Source organism: Methanocaldococcus fervens AG86 (genome assembly GCF_000023985.1).
Classification (GTDB): domain Archaea; phylum AGJL01; class Methanococci; order Methanococcales; family Methanocaldococcaceae; genus Methanocaldococcus; species Methanocaldococcus fervens.
Genome location: NC_013156.1, coordinates 1,218,509 through 1,240,126, shown reverse-complemented (window position 1 = coordinate 1,240,126; position 21,618 = coordinate 1,218,509). Strand labels below are relative to the sequence as shown.

Here is a 21,618-nt window from a genome sequence, read left to right as displayed (position 1 = left end):
CTTTTTAAATACTATTGACGTATTTGCAACATTGAGCAAACCGTTATAGTATGGGATTTTTGCGGTTTTATATATTTTACTTATTTTGGAAATGCATCTTCTGGTAGGAATTTATGGAGCTCAGGTCTTCTTGCTATTGCTATTATATCCTCAAATATCCCTGCTGTAATATCAACCACACCAATAGCACCTACAACTTTATCCCCATCTTTAATTGGGGCCACAATGACTGGAAGTCCCGCATAAGGGCCTACAATAGGCGTTGCTCTAATAACCTTTCCTTGTTTAATGGCTACTCTTAAAACATATCCTTCATAGTTTGTATCAACAACCTCCCCTTTCTCTAATCTAACTCCAGGTTTATTTTTACTTCTTGCAGCAACAGGTAGTTTGTTAACCAATATATGAACAGCTTGGGCAATAGGTATTAATTCCTTTGCTTCAGAATTTTCAGATATATTTATCATAACTTATCCCCCATAAATCTTTAAGTAATAGTTTGATAATTTTAGTTTAAAAGCTAACTGTATATAAACATATTCTTCTTAAAAATTAGGTGGTAGAATGGAAAAAATTACTTGTGTAGGACATACAGCCCTTGATTATATTTTTAATGTAGAAAAATTTCCAGAACCAAACACTTCTGTACAAATTCCTTCAGCGAGAAAGTATTATGGTGGAGCCGCTGCTAATACAGCAGTAGGGATAAAAAAGCTTGATGTTGATTCAGAACTTTTATCATGTGTTGGTTATGATTTTAAAAACAGTGGATATGAGAGATATTTAAAGAATTTAGGAATAAATATCTCCAAACTTTACTACTCTGAAGAGGAGGAAACTCCAAAGGCATGGATATTCACAGATAAAGATAACAATCAAATCACCTTCTTCCTATGGGGAGCGGCTAAGCATTATAAAGAGCTGAATCCACCAAAGTTTAATACTGAAATTGTTCACATAGCCACAGGAGATCCGGAATTTAATCTAAAATGTGCTAAAAAAGCATATGGAAATAATCTAGTATCTTTCGATCCTGGGCAAGATCTACCACAATACTCAAAAGAAAATTTATTAGAGATGATTGAGCATACAAACTTTTTATTTATGAATAAGCATGAATTTGAGAGAGCATTAAAACTCTTGAATTTTGACATTGATGATTATCTAAAGAGGGTTGATGTCCTTATAGTAACAAAGGGCTCTAAGGGTAGTGTAATATACACCAAAGATGAAAAAATAGATATTCCTTGTATTAAAGCAGAGGCTGTTGTAGATCCAACAGGAGCTGGAGATAGCTATAGAGCAGGATTTTTATCTGCATATGTTAAAGGATACAGCTTAAAAAAATGTGGTTTAATTGGAGCGACAACTGCTTCATTTGTTGTTGAGGCAAAAGGATGTCAAACTAACCTACCAACATGGGATATGGTTGTTGAAAGATTGGAAAAGCATGGATTTAAAATTTAAAATAAAATTAATACACATTTGAGGGATATTATGGATATTGTGGAGAGAATAAATAAATTAAAGGAGGAAAAAAACGCTGTAATCTTAGCCCACAACTATCAGCCAAAAGAAATACAGAAAATAGCTGATTTTTTAGGGGACTCTTTAGAACTCTGCATTAAAGCAAAGGAAACTGATGCTGATATAATTGTATTTTGTGGAGTAGATTTTATGGCTGAATCTGCAAAGATTTTAAATTCTGATAAAAAAGTCCTGATGCCAGAGATTGAAGGAGTTCAATGCCCAATGGCTCACCAACTACCTTCAGAAGTTATAAAAAAATATAGGGAGGAATATCCAGATGCCCCATTGGTTGTTTACGTAAACACAACTGCTGAAACAAAGGCAATGGCTGATATAACCTGCACTTCAGCAAATGCAGATAGAGTTGTTAATTCATTAGATGCAGATACGGTTTTATTCGGACCAGACAACAACTTAGCCTATTATGTTCAAAAAAGAACTGATAAAAAAATAATCCCTATTCCAGAAGGTGGAGGTTGTTATGTACATAAAAAATTCACAATGGATGATTTAAAAAGAGTTAAAAGCAAATATCCAAATGCTAAAGTTTTAATTCATCCAGAATGTAGTCCAGAGCTACAGGAGAATGCCGATTACGTGTTAAGCACGAGTGGAATGGTAAAAGCTGTATTAAACTCTGAGGATGAGGAATTTATAATTGGAACTGAAGTAGGACTTATAAATAGAATTGAATTAGAACTTGAAAAATTGGGTAAAACTAAAAAACTCATCCCATTGAGAGAAGATGCTATTTGTAATGAGATGAAAAAAATTACTTTGGAGAAAGTAGAAAGATGTTTATTAGAGGAGAGGTATGAAATTAAATTAGACAAAGAGATTATTGAAAGAGCTAAAAATGCTATTGAAAGAATGTTAGAGATTAAGTAGGGGGAACATGAGGGTAGAAGAAACTGAAATTTTTAAAAAATATTTTGAGAATTTAACTGATAGGGAGAGGGCAGTTTTTGAAGGGGGAATTACATTAGGAGCTTTATTTCATCAGTTTGTTGGCACTCCAGTTAGTAAAGACAACAAAGAGTCCTTAGAGAGAGCTATAGAAGAGGCTATGAAAAATCAGCCATGCGTTTATGACATAAAAGTTAAAATTAAAGATGTTGGGGAAAAATATACTTCTTTAGATGGAAGAATGTTGGATGTTGACTTAAAAATTAAAATAAACAGGACAATTGCCCATTTAAAACTTGAGTATATAGCGGAAATTGATTACCCCCTTATGTATGTAAAAGAGTTGTACGAAGAATAAAAGTATTTATTTTACTAATTAGAAAATTTTGATATGTACTAAATTATCAGGTGAATGAAATGAAAAAGTTTGCAGTACTAATTTTGCTATTTGCACTTACTTTTGCATATTCGTCAGAAGTTAATTATAAATACACCAGCTCAATCCCAGTAGAGTTCGTCCCATTGTCAAAGGTTAAAAATGTTGATGAACTCAATACATTTTTAAATAAAAACTCTTTAACTGTATTTTGTTTTGATACAGAGCCCATCAACGAAGATATCCTATCTTACTTAGGAATAAAAAGATATGCTCCACCCAGAATACCAGATTATGAGAATAATAGCTTAGATGAAAATAAAGTATATTACACATCTGATCACAAAAAAATATCCGATGGAGTTTATGAAATTAAGGAAAATAAACTTCTATTTATGTATCCAACATCCTTAAACGATAAAGAAACCCTTGATATTATTGGAGAGTATGTAGCTAAAAAGGGAGGGGTTTTTGCATACATAAATAAAGTTCCACCTTACTATAAAGAGATACTCGTTTCAGGGGTTGCAGTAAATAAAATAATCCCTGATGAAAATGGAGAATATGCAATAGATGTTGCAGGGAGAAAAATCAAAGTTGATATGCTTGAAGATGAAATAATAAACAAAAAATTAAAACATATAAAGGCGTTGGAGGCTCTAAACATAAGTGTAAGTTATATAGTAGCAGGTAGTGAAGGCATCGACATCGTTGAGAAATCTAATGTTGATAAAGACGAACTTGAAGATTTATATAACTATTACTGGTTCAAAAAATGGTACAAAGATAACTACACCCACCTCTACTTTAGACCATCAAAATTGGAAGACATTAAAGCTGATGATATATTAGCTTTAAGCTACTACCCATTAATCTATGTTGATAAAGCTCCAGAAACATTTAGAAACGACCCTATTGGAGATTATTACCCTAAAACTATAAGTTACAAAGGAACTATAGAAAGTGGGTATTGGGAAGAAGGAGCTAAAAGCGAAAATAACTACCATCATCTAGATGATGGTGAACCATATTGGACAGAGGAAGCTGAAGAGCCTTCAAAATGGTATTATGAAGGAAAACCAGTTTCAGTAAAAGATGACAGTGAAATGTGGAGTAGATATGAATATTTCAACCATTGGTTTGTGAAAAATTACGGTTATGCATTGGCGAGAGGTTGTAATGGCTTATTCTTAGAAAGTTCAGATAAAAACTTGACAGATGCAATACTTGGAAATTATAACAAAGATTTAGATTGGAAATTGGATTCAAAAGATAAAGTTGAGTATTTAGTAATTCCAGGGGACAGGGGGTTTGAAATTCATGAAGGAATCCCTATTGTAAGAGTTCCGACACCTCTAAAAGAAATTTATGGGGTAAATGTCGTTGAAACCATATATATCCCTCCAGAGGATGAAGACTTTGGAGTTTATATTGCAGATATTAGAGATTACGATAAAAACTTAATTATCGAATTAAAAGAAAATGGAACTGCGATAGTTTCGTTCAAAGACTTGGCTAAATGGCTTAACAAATACAGTAAAAACAACATATTCTACAATGGAACTGCCATAAAAATAAAAGACAACAACGGAATAAAAGTTACCTTATTTAAAAAGAACTTTTCTATAAGCAATTATGCTTTTGAAGAATTTGATAAAGAGCATTGCAAATATGTGATTGTAAATCCTCCTGAAATAATTAATCTAAATTAAATTTTTTGGTGATAAAAATGAAAATAGGATTTTATAATATTCAAGGAGGTACTGGAAAAACTACAGTTGCCGCAAATTTTGCTTATATCCTTAGTCAATCAGTAAAAACCGTATTAATTGATTGTGATATATATGGAGGAACCACCGCTTTGTTATTTGACCTTGAAGATAAAGAACACAATCTAAATACCTACCTTTCAGGAGAATCTACAATTGATGAGATAATATATAACTATGATGACTTGGCAGTTATACCTACAGAGGTTTCTTCAAAAGTTTTTGGATACAAAGCTGATATATCAAGATTTGAAAACCTAATTAACATCTTGGAAGAAGAGTATGATGTTATAGTTTACGATTTCCCGCCAAACATTACTGAAGATAATCCATTAATTGGATACGTTGGAGAGTTTGAATTAGTCAATAAAGTTGTTATTGTCGGAGAAGATAGCGTTCCATCAATTGTAAATTCATTAAAATCTATGGATCTTATAAGAGATTTAGACATAGGATTTACAGGAATAATTGTAAATAAATACAGGGGGCTTACAGATATTACCGAAATAATAGAGGATGTTATTGGAATCCTGCCTTATGATCCAAACGTAGAGAGACAGTGGGTGGAGAGTAGTCCAATAGCAAACATTAAAACAAAATTCACAAAAGAGCTAACCAAATTAACTAATGAGCTTGCAAGTATATATTTAGAGAAAGATTTGGCATCTTTAAGAGCATTGAAATTGGCAAAAGCCATATCTGGAATAACTGAAGAAGAAAAATCTGAAGAAGAGACTGAATTTAAAGATTTGGAATAATGGAGTGATATAGATGCTAACAAAAAGAATAATCCCATGTTTGGATATCAAGGATGGAAGGGTGGTTAAAGGAACAAAATTTTTAAATCTAAGAGATGCCGGAGATCCTGTTGAATTAGCTCAGCTGTATGATGATGAAGGAGCCGATGAGCTTGTATTTTTAGATATAACAGCTTCAGCTGAAAAAAGAGATATAATTATTGATGTTGTTGAAAGAACTGCTGAGAAGGTTTTTATCCCTTTAACCGTTGGTGGAGGAATTAAATCAATTGAAGATTTTAGAAAAATTTTGAGAGCTGGAGCTGATAAAATCTCAATAAACACTGCAGCAGTAAAAAATCCTAATTTAATTAAAGAGGCGAGTGAAATATTTGGCTCTCAATGTGTTGTCGTTGCCATAGATGCTAAGAGGCATTACATTAATGAGGATGAGATAGATAAAATAGATAAAAACGTTGTTAAGGTAGAAGATGGTTATTGCTGGTTTGAAGTTTACATATATGGAGGTAGAAAAGAGACAGGTATAGACGCCATAGAATGGGCTAAAAAAGTTGAAGAATTGGGAGCTGGAGAGATTTTATTGACAAGTATTGACAAAGATGGAACAAAAAGTGGTTACGACTTAATATTAACAAGGGAGATTTCCAAAAGCGTTAAATTACCAGTTATAGCTTCAGGTGGTTGTGGAAAACCAGAACATGTTTATGAAGCATTTGTTCATGGAAAGGCGGATGCGGCATTAATGGCTGGAATATTACACTATAAGGAGTATACAATAGAAGAGATAAAGAAATATTGTGCCGATAGAGGAATTCCTATGAGGTTGTTATAAAATTTAATTAATAATTTATCCCTGTTTTAATGATTTTAAAACCTCATCTCCCAATATATCCAATATCTTTCTCCTATACTCAAGGAATTCTATGCTTGTTCTATCTCTTGGCCTTTTTAAATCAATTTCAACAATCTCCTTTATTTTTCCAGGTCTTGCAGTTAATACAACAACCCTATCCGATAAATAAACTGCCTCATCAACACTGTGGGTAACAAAAAATACGGTCTTTTTCTCTTTTTCCCATATTTTTAACAATTCATTTTGCAAAATATTCCTTGTTTGAGCATCCAATGCTGCAAAAGGCTCATCCATTAAAACAATCTCTGGGTTATTTGCAAGAGTTCTTGCTATAGCTACTCTTTGCTGCATTCCTCCGCTTAATTGATAAGGATAGGCATCTTCAAACCCTTCCAATCCAACCATTTTAATGAACTTTTTAGCTATCTCAATCCTTTCTTTTTTTGGAATGCCTTTTAACTCCAAACCAAACGTAACATTCTTTAAAACAGTTCTCCATGGCATTAATGTGTATTGCTGAAACACAACACCCCTATCAGCTCCTGGTCCTTTAACTTCCCTCCCATCCAACAAAACCTTTCCTTCAGTTGGATAATCTAGCCCAGCAATAATCCGTAATAAGGTAGTTTTTCCACAACCACTTGGACCCATAACTGTCAAAAATTCATTTTCATAAACTTCCAAATTAATATTATCCAATGCTTTAACCCTATTTCCATTAAATTCAAAAACTTTTGATAAATTTTCTACCTTTAGCTTTACTTTCATCCTATCCCTTTATAATTTGCTTATTTCATCATTTTACTCCCCATAGGGGAAAGCCCCCTATTGATATGAAACTTTAAGAGAGCGTAGATTTTATCAAGATTATTTATCTACTTTTCTTATATTTAGCTCAATAATAGTTCTTTCAATTATTTCATCATTTTTCTCCAAACAAAGTATTTATCTTCTATATATCTCAAGCCCCTATCTAATACAAGCCCAATTAATCCAATGATTATCATACAGGCAATAACCACATCCATCCTACTTAACGAATAGGCATACATAATTAAATAACCCAATCCAGCGTTGCTTGATGGTAGCATCTCAGCGGCAACGACACACATCCATGCGATTCCAGCTCCAACCCTAAGTCCAGTTAAAATGCTTGGAGATGAAGCTGGGATAACTACCTTTATTAGAATATCCTTCCCCTTAGCTCCCAATGTTAAAGCCGCTTCAATTAGTGGAGTAGGGACACCTTTAACTCCAGATATTGTATTTATTAATATTGGAAAGAACGCCCCAATAAATATGATAAATATCATTGACATCTCTCCAAGTCCAAACCATGCCAACGATAATGGAACCCAAGCTAATGGAGGAATAGGCCTTAAAACTTCAATTAATGCATCGCAGAAGTTATTTACTACCCTATAATGCCCCATCAATATTCCCAAAGGAATTGCCACAACTGAAGCTAATAAGAAACCGCTTAAAACTCTTTTTATACTAATTATTGTATTCCCTATTAAACTTCCAGTTCCTAAAACTCCTTCAAATGGGTGGGCTAAAACATTAATAACTGCCTCAACTTTTGGTAATATAACCGGTTTGTTTAAATATATGGCCAAAATTTCCCATGCGACGATAACACCTATCGGGAGGATTACTTTTAAAGTTACATCTCTCAAATTCACATATACCCCCTTAATTCACTTTTACGTATCATAAATTAATAAAAATTTGATAAAAACTTTAAGTATATTCCAAAGTATTTAAATTTTGTTATTCCCAGAGCGTTCCATTTAAATAGCTAATGATTTTATCGTTAGTTCTATTGTAGATCTTTCCAATCAGCGCTTTAATTTTAACTCCTTCATTGGTATTAATTTCTTCAACGTTTTTTATATTTATGATCATCTTCATCTTTCTCATGAAATATAGAAATTCCTCAAAATCCTCTTCACTATCAAATATTAACTCAAAGTCCTCAGAAACCCTCTCCCCATTAGCCACTTTATTTATTGTTTCAACCATCGGTAGCAAAATTGCCTCTCCCAAATCTTTAGCCCTTATTTTTCTTTCTTCAAGACTTTCTTTAAACTCATAACTCATAAATCCTTCTCTTACAACTCTACTGAATATAAAATCAATACCTAAATCAAAGAAAAATGTAAATGCGGATTTTAAATCTTCACATTGTGTATAATGGGTTGTGTATTTTATTGGGGAGACGGCCATATCGGGATCTTTTAAAACAACTCCCTCCCTTCCCTCTTTATTTAATTTTTCAATAATTTTTCTTACTTGTATGTGGGCAGTTTCTTTATCAACAATTGCTAAGGGCTTAACGTAAGGTAAGTTGTATTTTTCACATAGCTTCATCCTTTCTTTTACTGGTAGAGATTTGTTAGTTTCTCTCTCTTTTATGTCAAATATGTAAAATCCAAGGTTTTCATATCCTTTATCGGCCTCTTTGTAATAATAAGGAGTGTATGGATTATTTAGCCCAATCATCTCCCCACATAGCATATATTCATTGTAGTCATCTAAAATCTCCAAATTTAAGAATTTTTTAACTTTTTTTGTTGTAAATGGGCAGATATAACCACTCCTTGTTAACGCATAAATCTCATCATCTACTTTAACTATCCTTATGTTGTAGCCATTTAATTTTTCTTCAACAACAACCTTGTCAATAAAATGATTTTTTATTGTTGGGTAGAGGGTTATGGCCCTATAAGTTTTTGGATATCCCCTAACGACATCAAGGTTTTCATTTAAAAATATGACTGTCCCTTTTTCTATCCCCCTAAATCCTTTTTTAAATAGCAGGTATTTTTGTTCTTTATATTCATCTTCTCTTAAAATTTTCTTTTTAAATGCTTTATTCAAGTCTTTTATGGACAAATTAAGTTTTTCTGCTATTTTATCCAAAGCGTATGCTGAAACCTGCATAGATATCAACCATACTTTAACTTTAATATTAACTAAGCATTATAAAATTATAAATAACCTTAGTCACAAAATTATGTTTAGGTATTTTACTACAAATTATTTACTAATAAAGTAGGGATAAGATGAGACACTCCAACTTGTGCGTGTTTATAATATTTACATTGATCATCTCAGTAATGAGTGGTTGTACTCTATTATTTCCAAAAAAATACCCTGATTTTTTATATAAAGAATATAACGTTGTAAAAATAGAGAATAAAACAATAAACGGTGTAAATGTTGCTATTGTGTATCAAGTAAAATCAAATATTGGTTCAAGACCTACCCCATACAGTTTAGATGCGGATAGTAAAAGAGATATTGGAGAAATAACATATTATGTATTTAAAAACACAGATGTTGATGAAGTTCAAATTATATGCTACTATGCAGGAAAAGGGGAGCTTCAGCCATATTACAAGTTTAAAATAAGGAGGAAAGAAGCTGAATTATCCGGGCTTTTAAATGCTACAGAAAGAGAACTACCTACTGTGGTTATATACAGCTTTGATAAATTAAAATCATTGGGGGATCTTTGGATTAACAGTAGATTATCGGTATATGGATAAAGGTGGAAAATATGGTACGTGTAATTCCTTTAACTGATGAAGAAAAGATGAGTATTGTCTCAGGTCTAAGAAGTTCAGTACCTGCTACAAAATTAGTTACATTAAGAAAGTTACAGGAGATTGCTGAAGTTAGACCAGAAGCAATTTTATATTTGGATGTCTACGATAAAGTAACATTAAACGAGATAATTACATTGTTAAATCAAATAATTGAATACGATTCTGATGATATCCTAAGAAGAGAAGCAACTATAACTCTTGAAAAGGTAAAAAAAGCTTTAGGTACTAAATTTTCAACATTCGTCCCACTTTGTAATTCCTGTAAATCCCCTATTGACTTAGGTTGGGATTACTGTACCAACTGTGGAGCTGAAATTAAAAATATGACGTTTGAGGAGGAAATTGAAAGATGTAAAAATTGTAACAACTATATTTCAGATTCTTGGAAATTCTGTGCTCATTGTGGTACAAAGTTGAAAGAAGAAGAAGAGGAAGGAGTATTAAGATGTCCAAATTGTAAAAGACCGATACAGCCAGAATGGATTATATGCCCATACTGCGGTTACAGGCTTAAAAGAAAACCATAAACTTCATTTAGATGTTCAATTTTCTTCTAACTTTTTTAACAGCTTTGCTATACAATGCAATATTATATTTACTCCCCAATTTTCCAAAATGCCATTTTGTTTTCCATGGATTTTTTAATAGATTAGATCTTGTTTTTATTAACTCTTTTGTTTTTATTTCTAATAGATTTAAAAACTCCTTTGGAGATAAATCATCTGGTTTTTCTATATTTAGCTCACTAAATCTTGTATATGCATTTCCAACCTCCCATATAAAATGTGCATCACTTCCAAAAGCCATTGCAAAATCGTATTTTTCAGCATACTCTAAAGCTTTTAAATTTAGTTCTATACTACGGCATCTACTATTAAAAACCTCAACAATATGAACATATTTTAAAAACTCTTTCTCTTCTAATACATTGAATTTTGCTAAACTTCTTCTTCTACTCATATCAAAAGGGTGTGGAAGATAAATCAAAGCCCCTTGCTCTCTAACTCTATCTAATGCTTCATACAAATCTAAGTTTGGAGGAATTTCTTCATTTAAAAATAAACCAATAAATTCTCCTCTATTTGTTGCTATTTCTTCCCCAGGTATTGCAAAATTTAATTTAGTTAGTTTATTATGGTCACAAATTGCTGGAATAATATTTCTCTTTATACAAAATTTTTCCAAGAAGCTCCTTGGATTTAAAGAACATTTACTTACTATAGAATGAACATGTAAATCTACTTTCATTGATGTCCCCGATACTATTTATAAGAATTTTTATTTTAAGATTCATTAAGATAATCTATTAATTTAAGTTTTACTAACATAAATTATTAACAGTTTTATGATATTGGTGATAATTATGAAAAAAATTGGCATACTCGAGGTAGTTGTCATGTTGTCTATATTAATAACTTCTATATCTTTGGCATATAAATTTTATAGTAATAATGGAAATGATTATGAGTTTGATGGAAACCAGATGTATAAATGTGCATGGGTGTGTGAGAAAATTTTGGATAAAAATTTTCCTTTAAATGCCACTATCATTGGAAAATGGACGCTATCTAAAAAACCTTTCAATGGAGAGGTTGAGATATACGATGCAAAAGGTGGGACGTTATATGCAATATATAATGGAACACCAATAACTATTGGTGGAGAATTGGCTTATCAGGAAGACATAGCTGCAAAAAAGATAATATTGCATCCAATTGGAAAGTCAATAATATTTTATGAATTAGATCCAATAGAAGGAAAGTCATTCAGAGATATTGCAAATAAAATAGAAAACACAACAAAAAACTTTAATATTGTTGATGTTATAGTTGAGGGTAGTATGGGAGTTGATTCAAAAACATATACGCCAGCTGAGAGACAGAGGATTATAAACAATCTTGATGTTGATATTAAAAAAGGTTTAGAACTATATTTTGTTGAGTATGGAATTATAATTAATGGAAAAATCCATTTGAATACATTAAAAAATCTTGATAAATGTATAGGAGCTTCAAATATATCAACATCAAAACTAACTGTCTATGTTGTGGTAAATAATTCAATAGATGAAATACCTACCAAAATAAAGGAAAAATATGCCATTGTTACATTGGGATAACATGAGGAAGATTGAGCTTCATCATGTATTTGTTATATTATCTTGCATTTATTTAATATTTTCAGACATTTCAATAAATTCAGCAATGGTTTTTTTATTTTCGGCAATATTTTTTTATTTATCATTTATTGCTGGTAAAAGGTTATATTATTTAATTGGCACAGATAAAGAGAATTTAAAAATAAACTTAAAGAAGCATTATAATTTTGGAATTTTTTTAATGATAGTTGGGTTGATAGCAGTAATATCTGACTTAATTTGGGTAAAGGATGTCCCTTTATTTAATCCATTATCAAGAAAATTTTTAAATGTATATTTTACAACATTATCACATCTCTTTTTAGTAGGTTGGGCAATTGTAGTAGCTTCTTCTAATATTGATAAGAAAAAAATCTTGTTATATACGATTATATTTTCAATACTAATTATGCTTCTTGGATATAGGACAAATGTATTAGTTTTGTTAATTTCTGTTGGTGTAGTCTTGTATTATAAAAATAAAATATCTAACAGAGAGATTTTGAAATATGGAATTCTTGTCTTTGTTATTTTGTTGGGATTGTCAATATTAAGGTTGTATGCTTTGGGAGTGGAAGGAAATCCAATCACATCAAGAATAGCCTTAACTATGAGCATCTATGACATAATATTCAACAACTTTAATGGTGTTTTTAATGGACATATTCATTATGCGGCAGTGTTTTCGTATCTTGGACTGTGTAATGGAGCGAGAACCATTATAGCTAAAACATTAGGGATTTATAATGTGAGTATAACACCAACAATAGTTGGGGCAGTTATAGGAGATTATGGAACTTTGGCTATAATTCCATATTTTGGGATGTTGGGGATATTTTTAGGATTTTTCTACAAATTAGCAGAGGAGTTAAAAGGGATTTATTTGGGAATTTTTGGGATATTATTTGCCTATACACTTATAGCAATAGAAAGTGGAATTTTAGATATTGATGTAATTGCCTACTATTTATTTGGGTTGATATTATGTATATATGCGATATTATCAAAAAAGCTAAAAAAATTAAAGAGGTAGATTTATTCCATCCCGTTATTATTGTTATAATTGGGCATTTGGCAATATTTATATTGGCTTTACCATATTTGGGGAAAATTGGATTATATAATTTATTTAAAGTTGCAGGGATAGCATCAATTTTCATTCTTGGATTTTCTCTTCCATTTATTTTTAATTTAAAGATTAAATTTAATGAATATACTGCATATTTGTCTTTTTTGTTTTTATCATTTTTATCCTTATATGGAGTTTTTAAAATTACACATTCGCTATTATTGTCCATAATTTATTTGCTATTTATCCTTATAATTGTTGAATTCTTTATAAGATTCCACAAAAAAAGAGTTTTCAATGACATACTTTTTGTGATTGGAGTTCTTGCTTTTATTTTAATAGTTTTTATTTATGGGGCTATTCCTCTATTTAATTATGAGGTAAGGATGGCTATTAATTCAGAACCGTTAAGATTAATATCCATGGGGGCTTTAATTTATGCAGGTATTGAGAATAAAGTTTATTTCATAATTGCGTTTGTGATTTTGGTTCTATTAGGATATAAAGCTGGAGTTTTAATACTTTTTATTGCTTATATTGTATATAGATATGGAAACATTCCATTTAAATATATAGTTTTATCGGCATTTGCTTTATTAATCTTTTTAGGAGTTATGGGAAAAATTATATTATTATCTTCCAATCAAAACTGGAATTTAAATCCAATAGAACTTTTATGTTATAGAGCTTATTTTGATTTGTATGTTCTTAGTAAGATTGTTGAAAGCAATATATTAACTCTTGGGAAAATTACTTTAACTCCAAATGGAGAGCAACTTATTGGAGAGTTACTCTTTGGATATCCTCATAATATTACAACAACCTTATTTGGAACAATATATCTCGACTTTGGGATTTTTGGAATTTTATTTGCCATATTGTTAGGGGCTGTATCAAAATTTATATATGAGGGAGATAAAAAGCTCTATGCAATATACGCCTCTTTATTATTAGCTTATTGTGAAATAGGCATTAATTATGGGCTTTTAGTAGTTTTGTCATTATTATTATATATAAATATGAGAATTAAAAACTCTTAAAGAGGGATAATGATGGAGAAATACATTATAAAAACACAAAAGGGCTTTGAAAATATTGTTGTGAATAATTTAAAAGAAATTATTAATAACTTTAATTACATCATTTCTCCTGATGGGTATCAGGGGATTGTTATAGTTGAGAGTGATGAAGATATTGAGGATAAAATCTTAGAGATTCCAGAGGTTGAGAGGGTTTTAAAAGTTTATTTTGAAACAGAGACAGATTTTGATAAGATAGTTAATTTAGCTGAGAAGATTAAAGATTACATAAAAGAGGATGAGACCTTTGCCGTTGAAACTAAAAAAAGAGGAAAACAAGATTTTAGCTCAACAGATGTAAATATTGTTTTGGGGGCTAAGATTAAGGACTTAACAAACGCTTCAGTTGATTTAAACAATCCAGATAAGGTTGTTCATGTTGAGGTTTTTAAAAATAAAACTTACATATCAATAACTCCCGGAGAAAAGTTCAAAAAATACACCAAAGAGAAGAGAAATGCAAGGGAATTATTTAAAAAAGTTGTCATTGTGCAGATGCCTTATTTAGGGGAGAAAATTGTATGTAAGAGGTTTGGTGAGGCAATTGGAAGAGCAGCTCAAGGATTTGAAGTTAAGGAGTTAATTATAGCACCAAAAGAAAAAGTTAATGCCTATGAGTTGATGGAGTTTATTAAGGGAGTTAAGATTGGGCAACATTCAAGATATGAAATACAAAAAAGAGCTTATCCATTTGAGATTAAGTTAGTTCCAGTAACTGTTCAGGATTTATATCAGGTTGTTAGGGATAAGAGGAGGAATAACAGGCTGTTGATAATTACTGACCCAAAAGGAGACGAGTTATCAAAAATTAAAGATAAATTATCTTATGATTTAAGAAAAAAGAGGGAAATTATTGTATTTTGTGGTTCAAGGGAGGGAATTCCAAGAGGGTTGTTTAGATTTGCTGACTATATAGTAGATTTAGCCCCACACATGACCTTTGCCACTGAACATGCCATTCCTGCCGCTTTAATAGCTTTATGGGGAGTTTATAGTGGAGAAGATTTAGATGATAGTTTGGAAAATAGCTCTGAAGAAGAAGAAACAGAATCTAACTTAAACGGTGAATAACTTAATCTTTAAATTTTGTTAATAGATGCACCGCACCCACTATGGGGTGCGGTAAAAAATATGCACCCTACCTACTTTGAGGTAGGGTTAGAAAATGACTATTTTATTTAATAACTCTTATCTTATTTAAAATTTTTGGCTATTGATTGAATAATTGATATTCAGAATTTAAAATTTAATCTCATTCAATCCCAAAACGTCAAATGTGTTGTAAATACCTTCTTTTTTGTTGGCGATGTATCTTATAGCCAATATAACGCCATTAACAAATGCCTGCCTACTACTTGCCCTGTGAGTTAGCTCAATCCTCTCACCATCTCCAGCAAATATAACTGTATGATCTCCTACAACATCTCCTCCTCTTAATGCATGAATTCCTATCTCCTCTTTCTTCCTCTCCCCAGTCATCCCTTCTCTTCCGAATACAAAAACACTATCAATTCCTCTATTTGCTTTTATAATCTCAGCTGCTCTCAAAGCAGTTCCTGAAGGAGCGTCTTTTTTAAACCTGTGGTGCATTTCCACAATCTCAATGTCATAATCTCCAAGTTTCTTAGCCAAAAACTCCAAGGTTTTAAAGAATATATTAACTCCTATTGCAAAGTTTTGAGATATTACTGCAGCAACGTTATTTTCTTTTATTGCCTTCTCAATCTCTTCCTTCTGCTCTTCAGTAAACCCAGTAGTTCCTATAACTAAATTAACTCCATTTTTAGCGGCTATTTTTACATTTTCAACACATGCATGAGCTATGGTAAAATCAACCAAAACGTCTGGCTTTGTTTCTTTTAAAACTTTATCTAACTCATCTGCAGTTGACAATGGAACTCCAATCTTCCCAATACCTATTAACTCCCCTACATCTTCTCCTTTTTTTGGATGATTTGGAACTTCAAAGGCAGCAACAACTTCCATATCATCTTGTTGAGTTATGGTTTTGATTATATTGCTCCCCATCCTTCCCAAAGCTCCAGTAACTGCTACTTTAATCATTCTACCACCTTTATTTATCTTCACTTAAACATCTCCTATGCTCTTCTATATCAAAATCTATGACATAATATTTATAGATTTCATCTGCAAGGTTTTCAGCGAATTCCTTAGCCTTTTCTTTACTTTCAAACCCCAAAACCCAAATCCCCCACATTGTTTCCCAATTTGATGAGAGCTTACAACTCTCTTTTATAGGTTTCTTTCCATTGAATTTATGAATAATTATTTTTTTATTCTTCCAATCAATATACAATGCATAATTTTCCCCTTCTATTTCAATATTTTCAATATTTTCCCCATAAGCTTTATTTTTAACGTTTTTTTCCAAATAAACCTTAATAAATTTATTTAAGGGAAGTCTTGAAATCTTAACCCTCACATTTTTAAAAACATCCTCTAAAATTTCCTCAATCTCCTCTTCTTCTATCCAATCTAACGTAGTAGGCGTTAAAATAGTTAGATACCTATCTCCGTCGATATTTACGTCTAAAATTTTCAAATATTCATTGTAAATGCCAAATTGTTTTAATATTTTTATTAATTTTTCCATGGGTCATTCCTCTAACATTATATATAATTTTAAGAGTTTTTCAATGATTTCAAGCTTTTCAATGATGATTGCGATGAGTTGGTTGTATCTATAGCTATAAAGTTCTTGCCTCAATATATGCAAATAATGAAAAAATTTTAATTTCAGGTAGCTCTCTTTAAACTCTTCCCAGTGCTCTTCATAGTGCTTTCCATGCTCCAGTCTTGGAGATAAAATATAGTCAGATGCGTGCCTATACAGCTTTAAGTCCATTAAAAAGTTTCTAATCTTTTTGCTAAAATTTGCGTACCTATCTTTATTGTGCCAATCATCTATATTCTCCTTAATATAGAATTCAAATGCATTTAGTAGATAGAGCATTGCATAATAAAACCTCGACACAAAAGTTCTTAAATCAAATTCTTTTAACGCGTTAATACAACTATCCAAGAAATGAATACACTCTTTTAAATATACGTTATTTAGATTATGCATTCTTTCCATCACCCAATACATAGACTTTAAACCCTGCCTTCTCCCATAAATCTCTATTTATTATATTTTTGGTGTCAAGGATTATTTTATTTTTTACCTTTGAGGCAATATGTTTCATCTCGTCCTCACTGAAGTTTTTATACTCATCATGCTCAGCCAACACAATGATGATATCTGCCCCATCAACAGCCTCATCTAAATTAAATAATGGATATACAAAATCTCTTGCATACTTATCATAGCATTTAACATCAAAACCTTCATCCATCAATTTACCAACAACTTTCTCAGCTGGGCTTTCTCGTGTGTCATCTACATTACCTTTGTATGTTACTCCAAATATTGCAACTTTTCCATTATCCTTTTTTATTATCTTTTTTATTTTTTCAACAACAAATAGCGGCATGGAATCGTTCAACTCTCTCGCAGTTCTTATTAATTTGGCATTTTTTGATTTTTCAACGATAAACCATGGATCTATACTTATGCAATGCCCCCCTACACCAGGTCCTGGCTTTAAAATATTGACCCTCGGATGTTTATTTGCCAACTCTATTGCTTCCCAGACATTAATACCAATCTCTTCTGAAATTTTTGCAAACTCGTTAGCTAAAGCGATATTAACATCTCTATATGTGTTTTCCATTAACTTAACCATCTCTGCTGTTTTAGCGTCAGTTAAATAAATCTCTCCAGTAACAAAGCTTTCATAAATTTCCTTCGCCATTTCAGCAGATTTTTTATCAACTCCTCCAATAACTCTATCATTCTCAACCAATTCCTTTAATATATTTCCAGGCAAAACTCTTTCTGGGCAGTGGGCAACATAAACTTTTTTATCTTTTGATAATGATTCATAAATCTCATCTGTAGTTCCTGGAGGTATTGTGCTTTCAATTATTATTAAGTTCCCATCTTCAAGATATGGTTTTATATTTTCGATGGCTTTATCTAAATAGCTTAAATCACATCTCTTTTCCCCATTATTCTCAATACATGGCGTTGGAACACAGATAATAAAAACATCTGCCTTATCTGGAGTTGCCTGCACTTTTAAATTTCCAGAGTTTATAGCTCCTCTAACTAAAGTCACTAAATCTTTTTCTGTAGTTTTAAAACTTAACTCTTTAATCTCCTCTACCCTTTTCTCATTTATATCCACACCAATAACCTCAAACCCATGTATGGCCAACATTGAAGCGGTTGGTAAGCCAATATATCCTAAACCAATTACACATACTTTTTTTCCGTTTTTTTCCACTTTTACCATTCTATCCCCAATTTATAGATTTGTTTCATTCAAGGATAATTATATATCCATAAAGTAGTTAAGCATAAAATACAAAAACCCTAAGGTTTATAGTTAACCTTCACAAAGTATAAAATATTTATGAGGGATTGCCATGGAGAGAATAGCTGTTTTAGCATATTCTGGAGGGCTAGATACAAGCTGTTGCTTAAAATTATTGGAAGACAAGTATGGATATAAAGTAGTTTCCGTCTGTGTAGATGTTGGACAGCCAGAAGAAGAAATAAAAGAAGTTGAAGAGAAAGCTAAAAAGTTGGGAGTTTTAAAACACTACACAATAGATGCAAAGGAGGAGTTTGTTAAAGATTATATATTCAAGGCTATAAAGGCAAATGCAATGTATGAAGGCTACCCATTATCAACCGCTTTGGCAAGACCTTTAATCGCCTATAAAGTTATTGAAGTCGCTAAAGAAGTTGGAGCTGAAGCTGTAGCTCATGGATGCACTGGAAAAGGAAATGACCAGTTTAGATTTGAAACAACAATAAGAATTAAAGCCCCAGATTTAAAGATTATTGCACCAATTAGGGATTTAAACTTAACAAGAGTTGAAGAAATTGAATATGCAAAAGAAAAAGGCATTCCAATCCCTACTGAAAGTAAGAAATACAGCATAGACGAAAACTTATGGGGAAGAAGTATTGAAGGTAGTGAGTTGGAAAATCCTGATTTTGTTCCTCCAGAAGAGATATACGCATGGACTAAAAACCCAGTTGAAGATAAAGAGGAGGAAATTGTTGAAATTAAATTTGAAAAAGGGGTTCCAGTAGCTATCAATGGAGAGAAGTTGAATCCAGTTGATCTTATAAAGAAAGCTAATGAAATCGCTGGAAGGCATGGTATTGGAAGAATAGACATCATGGAAGATAGAATTATTGGCTTAAAATCAAGAGAAAACTATGAATGTCCAGGAGCTGTTTTATTATTAACTGCCCACAAAGCTTTAGAACAGTTAGTTTTAACAAGGGATGAACTCAGATTTAAAGAAATTGTTGATAGCATATATGGAGAGTTAATCTATAAAGGATTGTGGTTTGACCCATTAAGAGAGGATTTAGATGCATTTATTGATAAAACTCAGGAAAGAGTTACTGGAACGGTTAAAGTTAAGTTATTTGGTGGAACTGCAAGGGTTGTTGGTAGGGAAAGCCCTTACGCTTTGTATAGTAAGGAGATGGTTTCATTTGATGAAAAAGATGTTGACCAGAGAGAGTTAGCTGGAATGGTTAAATATCATGGACTGCAGGCAATGTTGTATGAAATGGTAAAAAAGAGAAAGTAACTTTTTAAATTAAATTTTATTTTTTGTTTATTTTTTATGATTATCCAAATGTATTAAAGATGGCATCACTGTTTTCTGATAACTGTATTTAGAACCTTTTCTCTCTGAATATCCAACATCTGCTGGAGAGAGCAGTTTGCTAAATATCAACTGCCCAATTCTCTGATTTTTGTATAAAATAACTGGCTTATCAAATGCAACAATTTCCAAGGTAATCTTTCCCTTAAAACCAGCATCGATCCATCCAGCGGTTTGGTGAGATGTTAAAAAAACTCTACCTAAACTACTTCTACCCTGATATTGAGCACATATATCATTAGGTAGCTCTATATACTCATTTGTTGTACCTAAAATTCCTCCTTCAACGACGTAATCAACATTATATTTTTCTTTAAAATAGTTGATTTTTTCTTCAGTTAAATTGTAATTTAATGGGCAAACCAAAATAGAGTTTTTTATCTTTATTCTTTTGTAATTTAGCTCTTTTGATAAATCATAGACCTCATCATCATAAATTATAAACTCATCTCCTAAGGTTACGTCGTATGAGCAAGGTCCTACGAAATTTCTATTAAATGGATTTATGATGATTCTTTTTGATGTAACATAGTCAATAATATCTTTGTCGCTAAGAATCATAAACCTATCACCAAAAATATTTGATATTAAATATAAAATATTTATATAAATTTTGGATTCTTAAAAAATAAAATATTAAAATATAAATAAAAAAGTAGTAAGAGTATAATTAGAAATAATATGCTAAACAAATTTATTGTACCTCGGTATCTAATTTATTAATGTATGATGTAGTTTTTTCTTCAGTAATATTTGTGAAGTTTTCAGCTTGTGTTCCTGCTTTTTGAGCTGCTGAACTAGCATTTTTTACATAGTAATAACCTGCAACAATTGCAACTAATACAGCAGCTGCGACTAAAACTCCAACTTCCATTGATAACTGCCCTTTCTTTGATAATAATTTTTTCAATAATTTCATCTTACCCACCTCAACACCATAATTAAAATCTAACTATGTACAGTTAATATTTGTAATGTAAAAGTATATATAATTTTTGAATTTCATGATTTATAAAACATTTAATTAACATGATCCTAAATTATATACTAGAATTATTTAACAATCTCACGAAATGTGAGGATTTATTTTCAGTAACGTTTAAAAATTTTTGTGCCTTTTCCCCAACTTTATTTTCCCCTTCCCCCGAATTTTTTACGGATTTTACAAAAAAATATGCAGCAATTATTGAAGTTAAAACGGCTGCAGACGCTAAGATGATAATTTCCATCGACACCTGCCCCCTATTGGATAGCACTTTTTTTATTATTTTCATATTGGACAACTCCATATTGGATATTATTATTCCACATTTTAATTATTTAGGACATCATATATATTAATTTCTAATTCTCTGTTTTTTATTAGAACGACCTCTTATTGACGTATGAAAACAAGCTCTCTATATCCTTAATTCCACTATTTGTGTAAATAAATATCTCGTGTCTTAGCTTTGTATTCACTTTAATCCCTCTATGTCTAAACTCTTCTACTATGGCTTTAGCTAATAGCCTACCCCTTCTATCAAAGTCAGTCAACAAGATAACTTCTTTAATTCCCTTTCTTACAAGTTCATCAGCTATTAAATAAACAGGAGTTTTAGATATTACAATAAAAGTTCCTTCAATACCTAATTTCTCTAAGCTTTCCACATCCCTTTTTCCTTCAACAATGATTGGCTTTTCCTCTGCTTCAATTTTTAACTCTTCAATAACTTCCAATAATTTTTCAAAGTATTCATCCCTTCTCATAGTCATCTTCCAAAAATTTTT

General features: G+C 31.4%; 26 protein-coding genes. 13 read left to right on the top strand and 13 right to left on the bottom strand.

The window, feature by feature from the left end; genetic code table 11:
* Positions 1 to 80 precede the first annotated feature (80 nt).
* Entirely contained in the window at positions 81 to 467 is a 387-nt protein-coding gene (locus tag MEFER_RS06675; RefSeq protein ID WP_015791857.1) for a DUF2111 domain-containing protein, read from the bottom strand.
* A 97-nt stretch (positions 468 to 564) separates the two neighbouring features.
* On the opposite strand from MEFER_RS06675, the gene MEFER_RS06670 reads away from it, so the two are divergent.
* Genes MEFER_RS06670 through hisF form a run of 6 tightly spaced genes read left to right on the top strand, consistent with a single transcriptional unit; the run spans position 565 to position 6,171 of the window.
* On the top strand, positions 565 to 1,467 hold the full coding sequence (locus tag MEFER_RS06670) for a carbohydrate kinase family protein (protein ID WP_015791856.1): 903 nt from the start codon (positions 565 to 567) through the stop codon (positions 1,465 to 1,467).
* A 30-nt stretch (positions 1,468 to 1,497) separates the two neighbouring features.
* The gene (gene nadA, locus MEFER_RS06665) at positions 1,498 to 2,418 is read left to right on the top strand and encodes a quinolinate synthase (RefSeq protein ID WP_015791855.1); all 921 of its coding nucleotides are present in this window, start codon (positions 1,498 to 1,500) and stop codon (positions 2,416 to 2,418) included.
* Between the two features lie 7 nt (positions 2,419 to 2,425).
* The gene (gene mptD / locus MEFER_RS06660; RefSeq protein WP_015791854.1) at positions 2,426 to 2,794 is read left to right on the top strand and encodes a dihydroneopterin aldolase; all 369 of its coding nucleotides are present in this window, start codon (positions 2,426 to 2,428) and stop codon (positions 2,792 to 2,794) included.
* 59 nt (positions 2,795 to 2,853) lie between these two features.
* Entirely contained in the window at positions 2,854 to 4,524 is a 1,671-nt protein-coding gene (locus tag MEFER_RS06655) for a hypothetical protein (protein ID WP_015791853.1), read from the top strand.
* 17 nt (positions 4,525 to 4,541) lie between these two features.
* Positions 4,542 to 5,339, top strand: coding sequence for a MinD/ParA family ATP-binding protein (locus tag MEFER_RS06650; RefSeq protein WP_015791852.1), 798 nt, complete (start codon positions 4,542 to 4,544; stop codon positions 5,337 to 5,339).
* Between the two features lie 13 nt (positions 5,340 to 5,352).
* Entirely contained in the window at positions 5,353 to 6,171 is an 819-nt protein-coding gene (hisF, locus tag MEFER_RS06645; protein ID WP_015791851.1) for an imidazole glycerol phosphate synthase subunit HisF, read from the top strand.
* Positions 6,172 to 6,186: 15 nt separating this feature from the next.
* On the opposite strand, the gene MEFER_RS06640 is transcribed toward hisF, so the two are convergent.
* The 3 genes from MEFER_RS06640 to MEFER_RS06630 form a co-directional block, all read right to left on the bottom strand.
* On the bottom strand, positions 6,187 to 6,960 hold the full coding sequence (locus MEFER_RS06640; protein ID WP_015791850.1) for an ABC transporter ATP-binding protein: 774 nt from the start codon (positions 6,958 to 6,960) through the stop codon (positions 6,187 to 6,189).
* A gap of 146 nt (positions 6,961 to 7,106) precedes the next feature.
* On the bottom strand, positions 7,107 to 7,877 hold the full coding sequence (locus tag MEFER_RS06635; RefSeq protein ID WP_015791849.1) for an ABC transporter permease: 771 nt from the start codon (positions 7,875 to 7,877) through the stop codon (positions 7,107 to 7,109).
* A gap of 88 nt (positions 7,878 to 7,965) precedes the next feature.
* Complete coding sequence (locus MEFER_RS06630) at positions 7,966 to 9,138, bottom strand: RNA ligase (RefSeq protein ID WP_015791848.1); 1,173 nt, start codon at positions 9,136 to 9,138, stop codon at positions 7,966 to 7,968.
* A gap of 122 nt (positions 9,139 to 9,260) precedes the next feature.
* On the opposite strand from MEFER_RS06630, the gene MEFER_RS06625 reads away from it, so the two are divergent.
* Positions 9,261 to 9,746 (top strand): hypothetical protein, encoded by a 486-nt coding sequence (locus MEFER_RS06625; RefSeq protein WP_015791847.1) that lies wholly within the window; start codon positions 9,261 to 9,263, stop codon positions 9,744 to 9,746.
* 11 nt (positions 9,747 to 9,757) lie between these two features.
* The gene (locus MEFER_RS06620) at positions 9,758 to 10,333 is read left to right on the top strand and encodes a zinc ribbon domain-containing protein (RefSeq protein WP_015791846.1); all 576 of its coding nucleotides are present in this window, start codon (positions 9,758 to 9,760) and stop codon (positions 10,331 to 10,333) included.
* Between the two features lie 7 nt (positions 10,334 to 10,340).
* On the opposite strand, the gene MEFER_RS06615 is transcribed toward MEFER_RS06620, so the two are convergent.
* Positions 10,341 to 11,054, bottom strand: a complete 714-nt coding sequence (locus tag MEFER_RS06615; RefSeq protein ID WP_015791845.1) for a PHP domain-containing protein — start codon at positions 11,052 to 11,054, stop codon at positions 10,341 to 10,343.
* 115 nt (positions 11,055 to 11,169) lie between these two features.
* Here MEFER_RS06615 and MEFER_RS06610 point away from each other — a divergent pair, with 115 nt between their 5' ends.
* Genes MEFER_RS06610 through MEFER_RS06595 form a run of 4 tightly spaced genes read left to right on the top strand, consistent with a single transcriptional unit; the run spans position 11,170 to position 15,162 of the window.
* The gene (locus MEFER_RS06610; protein ID WP_048056363.1) at positions 11,170 to 11,925 is read left to right on the top strand and encodes a TrmB family transcriptional regulator sugar-binding domain-containing protein; all 756 of its coding nucleotides are present in this window, start codon (positions 11,170 to 11,172) and stop codon (positions 11,923 to 11,925) included.
* Entirely contained in the window at positions 11,903 to 12,976 is a 1,074-nt protein-coding gene (locus tag MEFER_RS06605) for an oligosaccharide repeat unit polymerase family protein (protein WP_015791843.1), read from the top strand. The genes MEFER_RS06610 and MEFER_RS06605 overlap by 23 nt, the downstream gene beginning before the upstream one ends.
* Positions 12,928 to 14,052 carry an oligosaccharide repeat unit polymerase family protein gene (locus tag MEFER_RS06600; RefSeq protein WP_015791842.1) on the top strand — a complete coding sequence of 375 codons (1,125 nt, stop codon included), beginning with the start codon at positions 12,928 to 12,930 and terminating at the stop codon, positions 14,050 to 14,052. Before MEFER_RS06605 ends, MEFER_RS06600 begins: the two co-directional genes overlap by 49 nt.
* Before the next feature lie 12 nt (positions 14,053 to 14,064).
* Positions 14,065 to 15,162: an SPOUT family RNA methylase gene (locus MEFER_RS06595; protein WP_015791841.1), complete on the top strand. Its 1,098-nt coding sequence runs from the start codon at positions 14,065 to 14,067 to the stop codon at positions 15,160 to 15,162.
* A gap of 168 nt (positions 15,163 to 15,330) precedes the next feature.
* On the opposite strand, the gene dapB is transcribed toward MEFER_RS06595, so the two are convergent.
* From dapB to MEFER_RS06575, 4 genes are read right to left on the bottom strand one after another with little or no spacing between them, the layout of a single operon-like run.
* Positions 15,331 to 16,155, bottom strand: a complete 825-nt coding sequence (gene dapB, locus MEFER_RS06590; protein WP_015791840.1) for a 4-hydroxy-tetrahydrodipicolinate reductase — start codon at positions 16,153 to 16,155, stop codon at positions 15,331 to 15,333.
* Between the two features lie 10 nt (positions 16,156 to 16,165).
* Positions 16,166 to 16,705, bottom strand: a complete 540-nt coding sequence (locus MEFER_RS06585; RefSeq protein WP_015791839.1) for a hypothetical protein — start codon at positions 16,703 to 16,705, stop codon at positions 16,166 to 16,168.
* A gap of 3 nt (positions 16,706 to 16,708) precedes the next feature.
* Complete coding sequence (locus MEFER_RS06580; RefSeq protein ID WP_015791838.1) at positions 16,709 to 17,179, bottom strand: hypothetical protein; 471 nt, start codon at positions 17,177 to 17,179, stop codon at positions 16,709 to 16,711.
* Positions 17,172 to 18,449: a nucleotide sugar dehydrogenase gene (locus tag MEFER_RS06575; RefSeq protein ID WP_015791837.1), complete on the bottom strand. Its 1,278-nt coding sequence runs from the start codon at positions 18,447 to 18,449 to the stop codon at positions 17,172 to 17,174. Before MEFER_RS06575 ends, MEFER_RS06580 begins: the two co-directional genes overlap by 8 nt.
* Before the next feature lie 133 nt (positions 18,450 to 18,582).
* Between MEFER_RS06575 and MEFER_RS06570 the strand changes: the two genes are divergently transcribed.
* On the top strand, positions 18,583 to 19,770 hold the full coding sequence (locus MEFER_RS06570; RefSeq protein ID WP_015791836.1) for an argininosuccinate synthase: 1,188 nt from the start codon (positions 18,583 to 18,585) through the stop codon (positions 19,768 to 19,770).
* 27 nt (positions 19,771 to 19,797) lie between these two features.
* Here the strand turns inward: MEFER_RS06570 and dcd are convergent, their stop codons facing one another.
* The 4 genes from dcd to MEFER_RS06550 all read right to left on the bottom strand — a co-directional run bounded on the left by dcd (position 19,798) and on the right by MEFER_RS06550 (position 21,597).
* Positions 19,798 to 20,409, bottom strand: a complete 612-nt coding sequence (gene dcd, locus MEFER_RS06565; protein WP_015791835.1) for a dCTP deaminase — start codon at positions 20,407 to 20,409, stop codon at positions 19,798 to 19,800.
* 133 nt (positions 20,410 to 20,542) lie between these two features.
* Positions 20,543 to 20,767: a class III signal peptide-containing protein gene (locus tag MEFER_RS06560; protein WP_015791834.1), complete on the bottom strand. Its 225-nt coding sequence runs from the start codon at positions 20,765 to 20,767 to the stop codon at positions 20,543 to 20,545.
* Positions 20,768 to 20,888: 121 nt separating this feature from the next.
* On the bottom strand, positions 20,889 to 21,122 hold the full coding sequence (locus MEFER_RS06555; RefSeq protein WP_048056362.1) for a class III signal peptide-containing protein: 234 nt from the start codon (positions 21,120 to 21,122) through the stop codon (positions 20,889 to 20,891).
* 88 nt (positions 21,123 to 21,210) lie between these two features.
* Positions 21,211 to 21,597: a toprim domain-containing protein gene (locus MEFER_RS06550; RefSeq protein WP_015791832.1), complete on the bottom strand. Its 387-nt coding sequence runs from the start codon at positions 21,595 to 21,597 to the stop codon at positions 21,211 to 21,213.
* Between the last annotated feature and the right edge of the window lie 21 nt (positions 21,598 to 21,618).

Excerpts from the sequence above, each read along its gene's own strand:
- MEFER_RS06675 (WP_015791857.1), bottom strand. The coding sequence starts at position 467 with ATGATAAATATATCTGAAAATTCTGAAGCAAAGGAATTAATACCTATT.
- MEFER_RS06670 (WP_015791856.1), top strand. The coding sequence starts at position 565 with ATGGAAAAAATTACTTGTGTAGGACATACAGCCCTTGATTATATTTTT.
- nadA (WP_015791855.1), top strand. The coding sequence starts at position 1,498 with ATGGATATTGTGGAGAGAATAAATAAATTAAAGGAGGAAAAAAACGCT.
- mptD (WP_015791854.1), top strand. The coding sequence starts at position 2,426 with ATGAGGGTAGAAGAAACTGAAATTTTTAAAAAATATTTTGAGAATTTA.
- MEFER_RS06655 (WP_015791853.1), top strand. The coding sequence starts at position 2,854 with ATGAAAAAGTTTGCAGTACTAATTTTGCTATTTGCACTTACTTTTGCA.
- MEFER_RS06650 (WP_015791852.1), top strand. The coding sequence starts at position 4,542 with ATGAAAATAGGATTTTATAATATTCAAGGAGGTACTGGAAAAACTACA.
- hisF (WP_015791851.1), top strand. The coding sequence starts at position 5,353 with ATGCTAACAAAAAGAATAATCCCATGTTTGGATATCAAGGATGGAAGG.
- MEFER_RS06640 (WP_015791850.1), bottom strand. The coding sequence starts at position 6,960 with ATGAAAGTAAAGCTAAAGGTAGAAAATTTATCAAAAGTTTTTGAATTT.
- MEFER_RS06630 (WP_015791848.1), bottom strand. The coding sequence starts at position 9,138 with ATGCAGGTTTCAGCATACGCTTTGGATAAAATAGCAGAAAAACTTAAT.
- MEFER_RS06625 (WP_015791847.1), top strand. The coding sequence starts at position 9,261 with ATGAGACACTCCAACTTGTGCGTGTTTATAATATTTACATTGATCATC.
- MEFER_RS06620 (WP_015791846.1), top strand. The coding sequence starts at position 9,758 with ATGGTACGTGTAATTCCTTTAACTGATGAAGAAAAGATGAGTATTGTC.
- MEFER_RS06615 (WP_015791845.1), bottom strand. The coding sequence starts at position 11,054 with ATGAAAGTAGATTTACATGTTCATTCTATAGTAAGTAAATGTTCTTTA.
- MEFER_RS06610 (WP_048056363.1), top strand. The coding sequence starts at position 11,170 with ATGAAAAAAATTGGCATACTCGAGGTAGTTGTCATGTTGTCTATATTA.
- MEFER_RS06605 (WP_015791843.1), top strand. The coding sequence starts at position 11,903 with ATGCCATTGTTACATTGGGATAACATGAGGAAGATTGAGCTTCATCAT.
- MEFER_RS06600 (WP_015791842.1), top strand. The coding sequence starts at position 12,928 with ATGTATATATGCGATATTATCAAAAAAGCTAAAAAAATTAAAGAGGTA.
- MEFER_RS06595 (WP_015791841.1), top strand. The coding sequence starts at position 14,065 with ATGGAGAAATACATTATAAAAACACAAAAGGGCTTTGAAAATATTGTT.
- dapB (WP_015791840.1), bottom strand. The coding sequence starts at position 16,155 with ATGATTAAAGTAGCAGTTACTGGAGCTTTGGGAAGGATGGGGAGCAAT.
- MEFER_RS06585 (WP_015791839.1), bottom strand. The coding sequence starts at position 16,705 with ATGGAAAAATTAATAAAAATATTAAAACAATTTGGCATTTACAATGAA.
- MEFER_RS06580 (WP_015791838.1), bottom strand. The coding sequence starts at position 17,179 with ATGCATAATCTAAATAACGTATATTTAAAAGAGTGTATTCATTTCTTG.
- MEFER_RS06575 (WP_015791837.1), bottom strand. The coding sequence starts at position 18,449 with ATGGTAAAAGTGGAAAAAAACGGAAAAAAAGTATGTGTAATTGGTTTA.
- MEFER_RS06570 (WP_015791836.1), top strand. The coding sequence starts at position 18,583 with ATGGAGAGAATAGCTGTTTTAGCATATTCTGGAGGGCTAGATACAAGC.
- dcd (WP_015791835.1), bottom strand. The coding sequence starts at position 20,409 with ATGATTCTTAGCGACAAAGATATTATTGACTATGTTACATCAAAAAGA.
- MEFER_RS06560 (WP_015791834.1), bottom strand. The coding sequence starts at position 20,767 with ATGAAATTATTGAAAAAATTATTATCAAAGAAAGGGCAGTTATCAATG.
- MEFER_RS06555 (WP_048056362.1), bottom strand. The coding sequence starts at position 21,122 with ATGAAAATAATAAAAAAAGTGCTATCCAATAGGGGGCAGGTGTCGATG.
- MEFER_RS06550 (WP_015791832.1), bottom strand. The coding sequence starts at position 21,597 with ATGAGAAGGGATGAATACTTTGAAAAATTATTGGAAGTTATTGAAGAG.